This window comes from Paenibacillus sp. PCH8, from assembly GCF_002968835.1.
Taxonomy (GTDB): domain Bacteria; phylum Bacillota; class Bacilli; order Paenibacillales; family Paenibacillaceae; genus Paenibacillus.
In genome coordinates, this window is record NZ_PKQK01000001.1 from 1031356 (window position 1) to 1043011 (window position 11656).

General features: G+C 47.0%; 11 protein-coding genes. 4 read left to right on the forward strand and 7 right to left on the reverse strand.

Features of this window, described 5'->3' with window-relative positions:
* Window positions 1-48: 48 nt before the first annotated feature.
* The 6 genes from C0Q44_RS04585 to C0Q44_RS04610 all read right to left on the reverse strand — a co-directional run bounded on the left by C0Q44_RS04585 (window position 49) and on the right by C0Q44_RS04610 (window position 5397).
* On the reverse strand, window positions 49-1005 hold the full coding sequence (locus C0Q44_RS04585) for a ring-cleaving dioxygenase (RefSeq protein WP_105406232.1): 957 nt from the start codon (window positions 1003-1005) through the stop codon (window positions 49-51).
* Between the two features lie 153 nt (window positions 1006-1158).
* Window positions 1159-1386 (reverse strand): DUF896 domain-containing protein, encoded by a 228-nt coding sequence (locus C0Q44_RS04590; RefSeq protein WP_105407599.1) that lies wholly within the window; start codon window positions 1384-1386, stop codon window positions 1159-1161.
* A 249-nt stretch (window positions 1387-1635) separates the two neighbouring features.
* Window positions 1636-2688 carry an SPFH domain-containing protein gene (locus tag C0Q44_RS04595; RefSeq protein ID WP_105406233.1) on the reverse strand — a complete coding sequence of 351 codons (1053 nt, stop codon included), beginning with the start codon at window positions 2686-2688 and terminating at the stop codon, window positions 1636-1638.
* A gap of 76 nt (window positions 2689-2764) precedes the next feature.
* Window positions 2765-3538: a TPM domain-containing protein gene (locus tag C0Q44_RS04600; RefSeq protein ID WP_374955089.1), complete on the reverse strand. Its 774-nt coding sequence runs from the start codon at window positions 3536-3538 to the stop codon at window positions 2765-2767.
* Window positions 3539-3561: 23 nt separating this feature from the next.
* Complete coding sequence (locus tag C0Q44_RS04605) at window positions 3562-4593, reverse strand: TFIIB-type zinc ribbon-containing protein (protein ID WP_105406235.1); 1032 nt, start codon at window positions 4591-4593, stop codon at window positions 3562-3564.
* A gap of 96 nt (window positions 4594-4689) precedes the next feature.
* Entirely contained in the window at window positions 4690-5397 is a 708-nt protein-coding gene (locus C0Q44_RS04610; RefSeq protein WP_181150853.1) for a PspA/IM30 family protein, read from the reverse strand.
* A gap of 263 nt (window positions 5398-5660) precedes the next feature.
* Between C0Q44_RS04610 and C0Q44_RS04615 the strand changes: the two genes are divergently transcribed.
* The 4 genes from C0Q44_RS04615 to pdxA all read left to right on the forward strand — a co-directional run bounded on the left by C0Q44_RS04615 (window position 5661) and on the right by pdxA (window position 10816).
* The gene (locus tag C0Q44_RS04615) at window positions 5661-7343 is read left to right on the forward strand and encodes a sigma-54-dependent transcriptional regulator (protein ID WP_105406237.1); all 1683 of its coding nucleotides are present in this window, start codon (window positions 5661-5663) and stop codon (window positions 7341-7343) included.
* A gap of 165 nt (window positions 7344-7508) precedes the next feature.
* Window positions 7509-8495, forward strand: coding sequence for a 2-keto-3-deoxygluconate permease (locus C0Q44_RS04620; RefSeq protein WP_105406238.1), 987 nt, complete (start codon window positions 7509-7511; stop codon window positions 8493-8495).
* A gap of 27 nt (window positions 8496-8522) precedes the next feature.
* Window positions 8523-9818, forward strand: coding sequence for a four-carbon acid sugar kinase family protein (locus C0Q44_RS04625; RefSeq protein WP_105406239.1), 1296 nt, complete (start codon window positions 8523-8525; stop codon window positions 9816-9818).
* Window positions 9815-10816, forward strand: a complete 1002-nt coding sequence (gene pdxA, locus C0Q44_RS04630; RefSeq protein ID WP_105406240.1) for a 4-hydroxythreonine-4-phosphate dehydrogenase PdxA — start codon at window positions 9815-9817, stop codon at window positions 10814-10816. Before C0Q44_RS04625 ends, pdxA begins: the two co-directional genes overlap by 4 nt.
* Before the next feature lie 165 nt (window positions 10817-10981).
* Here the strand turns inward: pdxA and C0Q44_RS04635 are convergent, their stop codons facing one another.
* Window positions 10982-11656 (reverse strand): response regulator transcription factor, encoded by a 675-nt coding sequence (locus C0Q44_RS04635; protein ID WP_181150854.1) that lies wholly within the window; start codon window positions 11654-11656, stop codon window positions 10982-10984.

Below are 11656 nucleotides of genomic sequence, written 5' to 3' on the forward strand. Positions count from 1 at the left end.
AAATGGATCGTTCAACCTATATAAACCTATATAGTAATAGAACTCTTATTAATTCGAAGCTGTGGCAGGTACGAGTGTTCTGACCACGATCGGTTGCAGATTGTCCTCAATCTGAGGGCGGTATTTCTCAAACCACTCAGGCAGCATTAATTTCTGTCCAAGTGACTCAGCCGGTTCATCTTTGGCAAAGCCCGGAGGATCTGTAGCAATTTCGAACAGAATGCCGCCAGCTTCTCTGAAGTAGATTGCGTTAAAATACTGACGATCCCGAACTGGCGTCGGTTGATATCCGTACTCGCGCACAGCTTCACTCCATTGTGCATGTTCCGCGTCATCTGTAGCGCGCCATGCAATATGGTGCACCGTTCCAGCACCGCCCATACCCAGAGGTATACGGGTCACCGGAACATCTACCACATTACCGATATCCCCACTAGACCGGAAACGGGCATACTCCTCATTTTCACCCACTCTGACGAATCCCATGATTTTCTCAAGCGCATCCATCGTTCTTGGCGGATTAACACTGAACAGAACAGCCCCGCCGAAACCTTTGATCGCTTGATCTGTTGGAATTCCTTCGTGCGCCCAAGTACTGGTTGCTCCCTCTTCCCGTTCAACAAGCTCCAGCCGCAGGCCTTCGCTATCTTCGAATTGAAGCAGTTCCTCGTTGAAACGACTTGTTCTGGTTACGTCAATACTATACTGCTTCAGGCGTTCCTGCCAGAAGCCAATAGTCCCAGGAGGAATGACATAGGAAGTGATACCGACCTGTCCTCCGCCAATTTTGCCTCGTGGTGATCCAGCGGATGGGAAGAAGGTAATGATCGTTCCCGGGCTTCCGTGTTCATCTCCGAAATACAGATGGTATACATCCGGTGCATCGAAGTTAATTGTTTTTTTCACGAGACGAAGTCCCAGAACTCCGGCATAAAAGTCAACGTTGGCCTGTGGGTCTCCTGCGAAAGCTGTAATATGGTGAATACCTGCTGTTTGAATGTTCATGATCAATTCCTCCTTGGTTTGGTAAGCTAAATAAGTATGGGCGATGCAAATGTGTGACGAGAAACTCATTTATAATTAATTTGTATTATCTTTAAGTTAAGATATATGGTCTGTTGGACCAGCGACATCGTTCTGATGGTTAAAAGCAGAATGCTATTGATTCTGCTTGGAAGCCTGTTCTTGTTTCAATTTATCTGGAGTCACGTCATCGCCGTTCGGATCATAGATGGTTGCATTCAGTAGAATGTCGTTGACCGAACCGCGAAAAGTTTGCAGGTATTCCTGGCGAAGACGAACTTGTTCCTCTTTCTCCATCTCCGTCAATCCGCCCTCTTTGGCTTTTCTTGAAAGTTCATTTATTCTGGTCAATGTTGGGATCATCATCTTGATCTCTCCTCATGTAATGGATTAAAGATATTTGTTCTTGGTGGATTTTATATTTAAATTAAATATCTTAATGTAAAGATAAATCATTTTTGATTCATTGTCAACTCTTTTATCCAAACTAAAATAATCCACCAACTTCTCCTCTTCTTCGCCAGAATGCTTTAAGTATTAATACGAATTAAAAATGGCCCGCTCCGCAGTAATTTACTTACTGCGGAGCGGGCCATTCATATCATTACTTCATTATCCCAGCTTATGACCACAATCCGGACAGAAGTTGGCTCCTTCATTTTTGGCACCACAGTTCGGGCAGAAGTTCGGCTTCTTGTTGCCCTCTGTAGATGAAGATGTACCCGAATCCCCGTTGGCATTTCCCGCTGGCTTCTGGTCGGCATTCTGATTCTGAGAAGAGCCCGCATTGTTGTTCTGATTCTGACCTTGGTTCTGGTTGTTCTGGTTCATATTCTTCATCATCTCATTGGCCATATTCATGCCCATCATCATACCAGCCATATCCGAAGCCGCGCCCCCGCCCTGTACTTTACCGGATGAGATGCCGTCTGTCATGCTGACCTGCTGATACTTCTGCAGATTACCAACCATCTCGTGCGAAGCGGTCTTCGTAATCATATCCTGAATTTCTTGCGGGTAATTGAAGCTCATCACCTGGAAACCGGTAATTCCAATACCGATATCCATCATCTGCATATCCAGATCTTCCTGAATACCCTTGGCAATATCCGATGCATTGGCCTGAAGGTTGAACATATCCTTCCCTTCACGGCTAATCCACTTCATCAGAAGCTGATCCAGCACGGAAGTGATACGGATTTTGACATCATCGACGAGATAACTCTGCTTGATGCCCGCGATTTTATCAATCAGGGTCACATAGTCACTCACTTTGAAATTAAATGTTCCGTTGGCCCGAATCGGCATACCGCCTGGAAGTTGTGGTGTCGGAATCAATACCGGGCTTTGTGTGCCCCAGCGCACGGTGAACTCTTTTGTATTTACAAACAATACTTCGACCCGCATGCCGCTGTTGAATCCGAATTTGAATCCTTTTAATGTAGAAAGAAACGGAATGATCTCGGAATCGATATTAAACGATCCTTCGTCCTCAAAAATCCCCTCCACTTTACCGTTATTCAGGAAAATGGCATCCTGACCTGAACGGATAATCAGTTTACTCCCCTTCTTGATCTCCCGGTTACTCCACTTCCAGAATATCATGTCATCTCTGAACTCTTCCCATTCCACCACATTCGAAAATTGATTTTTGAAAAATCCCATACTCGTTCCCATCCCTTCTATAGTACGCATTGTGTACCATCATGCCTGCGTTGAGTTATTTCGAATATCCGTTATGCTAAAATGAACCTCTACTTCCACTGTGTGAGTGACCACCTCGGGAGGTACCTCCACCGCCGCCACCGCCACCGTTGTTATTATTCTTCTCGATTTTGCGTTTGGTTACGGTTGTACGGATATAACGATCCTGACGATCAGTTACACTGGAATTACTTGAGTCCTCGTAAGTTGCACGATTGACCGTAACTCGCCCACCGGAACGGTAGGTCATCATACCAACTACAATACCTCCAAGAACCACAGATACACCTAACTGGAACCAACCGTTGAACAAAATATTGTTTGGATTCACACCAGGTTCATACCCCATATATTTGTAAGAGAGCTCAATATATTTCTCAAATGCAAGTTTATAATCCCCACTTGATAATTCAGAGGTAATTCGGGTACGGATAGAATCAAGCCGTTGATCGCTCAGATATTCTTTTGCCTTATAAAATCCAGCCAGATACACTTCGCGATTATTCATATCCATCGTCAATATGACAGCATTACCGAATTTCTTATCGTACCCCAGCCCCTGCTCATCATAGAAATCTTCAGTTAATAACTGCACATCCTGATTCTCTGTATTATCTGTTGTCAGAATGATAAAGTCCGTCTGCCTCTCGGCGCCATACTGATTCGCAAGTGCGTTCAGTTCACTCTTCTCCTGCTCACTCAGCAGGTTGGCCTCATCGTAGATGAGATTTTTGTTCTCCGCTGCGGATGCTGATGACATGGGAATCAACGGAGCGACAAGGGTGAGCATGAGTAAAATGAGCGTAGCCATCACGGCCACAGGTCCTCTTTTTCTCACAGGAATCCACCTCCCATCATCCAGGAAACCAGCTTCAGTGACAACAAGGAGACCGCAGACACCCCTGCGAACCATCCAGCCACTTTGGCTTTGCTGATCGGCGGTTTGCCTACCACTTTACCCGTCTGACCATTCATGGCAAACGTGTACTGTGCACGATTGAAGTCATAGTTGACCATCCATACCGGAAGCAGCACATAGTCCGCATTTTTGAGCTTGGTATCGATCTGTTTATCCGTGTAGCTCACGCTTGTATAACCGGATACGGTGGAAGCGATATAAGAATCGATGTACGATCTCGTTTTGTCCTTGGCCCGTGGGAAAAGTTCCTCGTCCGTATAACTGTATTTTTCCGCAATATACCCCGCCAGATACGGGGTCTTGAACAATTTCAGCTGATTATACGGGAAAGGCTCCAGCTTATCCATCAGTTCATCCTTCATTTTCTCCGATGCATCAATGGGCAGGTTCACATAATTCAGCCGAATTCTGCGATATATATCGAAATGCTGTGTCTCCGTGTAATGGTAATCTCCCTGGGTGTAGGATCTGACCTTGGTGCCACGGCCGTGCACTTCGATTTTGTTATGTAACTCATACAACCAGAACGGCACGTACATGCCGGTAATGCTCTGAATCCGGTCAGCTGACATGAAACCACTTGGGGTTAAAAGGCCGTTTCGGCACCATTTTTTGAATGCCTGCTTGGCTTCTTCCTTATTGATGGAAAAGGGAATTACCATCGCCGGGGCCAAATTGCCCGACAGCCGATCACTCAGTACAACGGCTGCGCCGCAGAAACTGCATGTCGTCGCACTCGTCTCCGGCTCGGTCACAATGTCCGCACCACAGCTATTGCAGTGGTATTCCTTGACTTCATTTTCCGTAAACACCTGTCTCTTCAATGGATCTGGAATCTGCTCTATGTTGTCCTGACGGCCACAGCTGGGACAGGATAACGCACCTGACACACTGTCAAAGATCATGCCACTGCCACAGTTAGGGCATTTATATTCAATTACTGGCATCTGCTCACCTCAATGTTAACGAAATAGAATTAGAATTCATGTTGCATCCCTACCCTGAAAAACAACCTTCCGATCGCTGTTGTCGTGTAGTTATTTTCAACTTCCGTTCTTCAGCTTCTCCTGAATCGCTGTGAGTTCTTCCTCCGCACTTGGCGTTATACTTTCATTATTACCCGTATCGGCGTTCATGTCCCTCTCAAGCTCGGCAATCAGTTCGTCCAAGTCATCTTCCTGTGCTCCAGCGCGAAGTTCTGCCAAAGCCTCTGCTTCGTTCAGCGCCTGATTGGCCTTGTCTTCCATGGCCTTAAATGCAGCGTTCGCGTTTCCGGTAGTAACCTTCCGTTCATTCTCCTGTTGTTGTGCCTTCGCATTGGCCATCCGGCCTTTCAGCTCGGTATGCCGCACTTCCAATTGTGCCAGATCGGCAACCAGTTTCTCGTTCATGTGCTTCATCATCCTGGCTTTGGCCGAAGCCTGATCATAGGCCATCTGTAGCTCGTTTCGTTTGCCAGACAGCGACACTTTTTTCTCCAGAAAACCCCGTGCCTTATCTTCGTCTCCCGACTCTGCCGCTTTCTCTGCGTACCGCTGCAACTTCTTGATCTCGGCACCGCACTCTTCCAAAGCTCTTTTCGCCCGGCTCTCATCCGACAGCACCGCTGCTGTCTCCGCCTTCACTTGGCCTAGATCACTACTCAAGCTCCGCATATATTCGTTCACCGTCTTCTCCGGGTCTTCCGCCCGGTTCAACATATGGTTCACATTCGCTTTCATCACGTCTCTAAACCTCGATAAGATTCCCATCATCCGTTCCTCCTTCGATAAGTTCATATGTATACTATAATACATGAATACCATGACATACGTTTCACTTTTTCACGATTGCAGGCCATGTCTTACCGTTCCCAAACCCCAGAATAATGAGCCATAAACGAAGGAAAAGCACCCACGGCGTCACCTCATGACTCGTATTATGAAACTCAATTCAAATTCGCCCAGGGATGCCATTCCTCCGCAAGTTGGCTATAATGAAGGGAATAATGATTTTAATAAAAGGCAGGAAAATTATGCGTACACGAGTACATTTTATCGCTCCTTACGAATCAATGATATCGATTATACAAGACTGTATTCCTCGCTTTCCCCAGTTAACCATTCAAACAGACGTAGGTGACTTGGCGAAAGGTGTGGAACTCGCGACTCAGGCCGAAAGAAACGGTGCGGAGATCATCATCAGCCGCGGCGGAACTGCCCAATTAATTAAGGAAGCCGTAACCATCCCCGTCATTGATGTGCAGCTATCAGGATATGACATGATTCGTTCACTAACACTGGCAAGCCAGTTTAATGGCAAAACAGCCATCGTAGGCTTCTCCAACATTACCTCCGGTGCGCAGTCGATTATTGATCTCATGGATCTGCCCCTCAAAGTCTACACCATACATAGCTCGGAAGATGTGGCAAGGCTGCTATTGGAGTTAAAAGCTTCCGGTTACCAACAGATTGTCGGAGATGTCATCACCGTTGGCACTGCAAAGACTTATGGTCTGGAGGGATTGTTGATCCAATCTGGTCAGGAATCGATCCTGAGAGCGATGGAGGACGCACAGCTGGTCTACCGTTATTTGAGCAAAAACCATGCGATCTCGATTATATTGAATGATCTGGTTACTCAGGAGCATCCGAATTTGGTTGTTTTAAATGAACGAAACGAAGTGGTATTTGAGAATCTGACCGATTTTGAGAAGAATCCACTGACCGACAATCATATCTATCTAACCAATACCAGCCTGGAGTTCCATCAGTCCAAAATTCAAAATATATTCATGGTAGACGATTATCAACTTACGATCAATGCCTACGAAACGACACTGAATAACAAGAGATATCGGGTTTACTTATTGGAAAAAGGACAACCCTATTCCTTTGCACAATTCGGCATCACAACTTTCACGGACGCATCCATGGAACCCATCGTAGCCGAATCCCCTGCCATGCAGGCCGTATTGAAGAACATTCGGGCACTCTACGAGAAGCATGAACCGATCTATCTGCGGGGTGAAGCCGATTCGGGTAAATCATTCCTGGTCAAACACATTCATCAGATGCACTCGGGTAGTGGACTGTTGGTTCAGATCGATCTGTCTCAGGTTCCTCCAGGCCATTTGCACCAAATACCACTGACCAAGGTTAGAACTGTTGAGATCAACGCCGTAGAAGCCTTTGCGGAACATCAGGAGCTGCTTTCCTTTATCCAGGCGTGTCTCCACAACCGAATTGGCGTCTTTATACTCGGAGAACAGGCAATGAATCCGCAATGGATGCTTGAGCTGGAGCTTAACACGATCATCATGCCAAGCCTCGCGGACAGACCGGAAGATTTGGCTCCACTGATGCAGCATTTTCTCACAGGTTACTATCAGGAATATGGAACAACAGCGGTGAGAATAAAAGAAGATGCGTTACAACTGATCCGGGATCAAGTTACACATATGACAGTCAACCAGTTGAAACACCTGATCAAGCAGGCTGCACTCAATGAACCGGATTATGTGATCACCCCGGCTACCTTATCCCGCTTGTTGAATCAACAACCTGCTTCAAACCAGATGAAGTTGAACGGAACATTGAAGGAGATTGAGAAAGAAGTCATTCAGATCGTGCTTCAGGAGGAAAATAACAACCAATCGAAGGCCGCAGAGCGCCTGGGGATTAACCGGGCCACATTATGGCGTAAACTTAAAGATTAACTTTAAGTTTGCGCTTTTTTTACGCCTATATGTGTTGCATTATTAAACACTTTAGAGATTAATTTAAATTTACAATAATTTATTGTTGCTATATTAAACTATATGGGATAATATAATCCCTGCAAGCGCTTCATAAAAACGATTACTTCATAAGGAGCTACTACTATGAACATTAAAGCAACATTAGATCGCATCCCTGGCGGTATGATGGTCGTTCCTCTGTTACTCGGAGCCACCATCAATACATTCTTCCCGAATGCCCTGCGTATCGGTGGATTCACGGAAGCTCTCTTCGTTAACAGTGCCAGCACGTTGATCGCTTTGTTCCTGTTGATTGCCGGTACACAGATTACGTTCAAGACGGCAGGTTCATCCGTTGGTAAAGGCGTCACTTTACTTGTATTTAAGTGGGCTATAGGTGCAGCGTTAGGTCTCGTTGCCATTCTGTTTGCCGACTCCAGCGGGTTATTCCTGGGTCTTGCCCCACTTGCCATTATTGCCGCAATGACCAACTCCAACGGTGGTTTGTACATTGCCCTCGCTGGTCAGTACGGTAAAGAAGATGACAAAGCAGCTTATCCGTTCCTCGCGCTCAGTGATGGTCCATTCCTGACCATGGTAGCGCTCTCCATCTTCGGTGCGATGGGCTTCGCCAACGGCATGTTCTCTCCAATGGCATTCGTTGCTGTATTGCTTCCACTCATCGTTGGTGTCATTATTGGTAATCTGGACCGTAATCTGGGGGATTGGCTGTACAAAGGCAGTGATAAACTCGTTCCGTTCTTCGCCTTCTCCCTGGGTATGGGGATCAATTTCTCATCCATCATCCAAGGCGGACTTGGTGGAATCATGCTGGGTGTTCTGACGGTACTACTCACAGGTGGAATTGGTTATCTACTGTTCAAAACCATTGGCTGGAACCCGATTGTTGGTGCTTCCGAAGGTTCGACAGCTGGTAATGCAGTAGGTACACCTGCAGCCATCGTGGCTGCCAATGCTTCCTTTGCTCCGATCGCCGAGATTGCTACAGTGCAGATTGCGGCGAGTGTCGTAACAACCGCCATTCTATTGCCGATCTTCATCGGCTTCCTCTCCAAACGATTGGAGAAGTCAGGCGGCGTTGAGAAATACAATCAAAGACCGACCACATAAATCACATCAATAAGGAGGGATGACTGCATGAAATTAGCGATTATTGCAGATGATTTGACCGGTGCCAATGACAGCGGAGTGCAGCTTGCCCGCCATGGCTTGAAGACGAGTGTTCTTTTTAATATCGATGAGGGGCCACTTACACGTTACGATTCCGTCGTTTTTGATACGGATAGCCGCTCCATTTCATCAAAGGAAGCTTATGATCGGGTATATCGGGCAGCCGAATTGCTGACGAACAACGGATTTAACACGATTTTCAAAAAAATGGATTCGACCATGCGCGGTAACATCGGCATCGAGATTGATGCTGTGTATGATGTAGTTAAGCCTGATTTTATGATGATTGCCCCGGGTTATCCCAAAAATAACCGTACCCTTCTGGAGGGCATTCATTACCTGAACGGCGTTCCACTCGCAGACACCGAGATTGCGAACGATCCGAAAACACCGGTAACCCTGTCTTACCTTCCAGACCTGCTGAAGCAACAAACGAATTATGAAGTGGGCGAGATTACGGTAACGGATCTGGAAGCAGGCCAAGGCCACATTCAGGCGAAACTGGATCAGTTTAAGAAAAGTGGTATTCCGTATGTGCTTGTGGATTCAACCGAGGAACGGCATCTGGAACTAATCTTACAGATGACCCGCGAGCTGGAGTACACCTTTGCGTGGGCAGGGTCTGCCGGCATTGCCAATTATCTTCCCAGCCATTACCAGCTGGAATCCAAGTCCATGGAACTGAACATACCGGAGAATTCAGGTCCAATCCTGACGGTTGTGGGCAGCGTGAACAAAAACTCCCGTGAACAGTTGAATCGTTTGCTGCGCAAGTCCCGCGTAGCTTCTGTCTCCTTCCACTCCTTCAAGGCCGTATCGGCTACAGCAGATCGTGCGGAGGAGATGGAACGTGTATATGCAGAAGTAAGAACCAAAGCGCTGGGGGGACAAGATGTTGTCCTGTATTCCACCGCTGAACAGATTGATATAGAACTGGCCCGTGCCACAGGCGAAATGCGCGGACTCCATCACATGGAAGTCAGCAACGAAATTGTACTGGCGATGGGTGAGATCTGTGCCAGACTGCTGGAAGAGGGACTCTTCAAGGGGGTGTCCATGACGGGCGGTGATACGGCTAAACAGATCTGTCTGAAATGGAACATTAGCGGATTCGAGCTGCTGGACGAACTCGAAATCGGCGTGCCGATCTCCAGGTTCATGGGGATTGATGATCTGTATGTGATTACCAAGGCAGGCGGATTCGGCAAACCGGATGTCTTCATCCATGCGATTCAAAAATTAAAAGGGGGCATTCTGGTATGAAACCTACAATAGGAATTACGATGGGTGATGCCGCAGGTATCGGACCCGAGATTATTATGAAAGCACTGGGTCATCAGGAGATGTACGACCAGTGTAATCCACTTGTTATCGGAGATGCGAAGATCTTGGAACGCGTTCTGCCTGTAATTGGATCAAGTCTGAAGGTCAACGCTATTCAGGAGCCTACCGCAGCCAAATATGAATTCGGTATCGTAGACGTCATTGATTTGAACCTTGTCCCTGCGGACCTAGAATACGGTAAAGTATCTGCGATAGCGGGGGATGCCGCATTCCAGTTTCTTGCCAAGGCCATTGATCTCGCCAAAAAACAGCAAATTCATTCCATCTGCACAGCGCCTTTGAACAAGGAAGCACTGCATCAAGGGGGGCACCTCTATCCGGGTCACACCGAAATTCTGGCTGATCTGACAGACACTCAGGACTTCTCCATGATGCTAACGACGCCTAATCTGAGAGTGATCCACCTGACTACACACATGGGTCTGATCGATGCCATCGCGAGCATCAACCCGGAAAGAACGTATACGGTCGTGAAGCTTGCTCATGATACGCTGAAAAAAGCAGGCTTTGAGAATCCGCGTGTCGCTGTATGCGGAATTAATCCTCATGCCGGAGAGAACGGCTTGTTCGGCAACGGGGAAGAAGAAGAGAAACTTCAGCCTGGCATTGAACGTGCGCAGCACGAAGGCATTAACGTTGTTGGTCCACTCCCGGCGGACACACTCTTCTTCCGCGCTGGTCGCGGCGACTTTGATATCGTCGTTGCCTGCTACCATGACCAGGGACATGCACCAATCAAGGTGATGGGCATTGAGGAAGGCGTGAACATCACCGTTGGTTTGAAAGGCGGCATCATTCGTACGTCCGTCGATCACGGTACGGCTTTTGATATCGCAGGCAAAAACATCGCTGATGACAAAAGCATGCTGGCTGCCATTCGCTCCGCCATTGAGCTGGCGCCGAAAGATCAGGGATAACAGACCCGCTCTACTATGAATTGAAATGAAAGGTTTAGAACAAGAAGCAGCGAGTTTCCTCTGATGGAGGGAACCGCTGCTTCTTGTTTGGTTTTTGTATTGGACGAGAAATAAAGAAATAAGAATGAAATAAGAGCTATCCCTATTCTTCTAGTTCAAAACTAACTACTTCTCCTCAACCATTAAATCATTCAGATACGCGACAGCCTGCATCCGGTCACTGGTACCCAGCTTGCTGTAGATAACACTGATATAGTTCTTGATCGTACCCACACTCATATACAAGGCCTCCGCAATCTGGGTATTGGTCATCGGCTGGATCATGAGCGCAATAATTTGCCTCTCTCGTTCAGTGAACTCCACTCTTGCATTCTTGAGCTTTTGAGCATTAAAGCTGATGCGATGCGTCTTAGACATAACAGACAAACGTGAAGCCAGTTTGGAAGCAATCTCTGGTGTGAGCATATGTCGCCCTTCCACAGCATCCCGAATCGCCTTTAACAGACTGTTCTTGTCCATGTCTTTCAATAGATACCCTATGGCTCCAGCCGCCAAGCCCTCAATAATATACTCATCTTCTGCAAAAGTAGTCAGGATTAGAACTTGAGTGTTCGGCATACGGACATGAATCTCACGAATGGCCTGAATGCCATTCATGATTGGCATCTGAACATCCATTAATACAAGTCTCGGCTGAAACTGCTCGGTAAGTTGGCAAGCTTGTTGACCATTCTCTGCAAGGGCCACCACTTCGATATCTTCTTCCAGATCCAGCACTGTGCGTAAACTTTCCCTTAGAAGTCGCTGATCGTCTGCAATAATAAGGCGTATTGGGTTCAA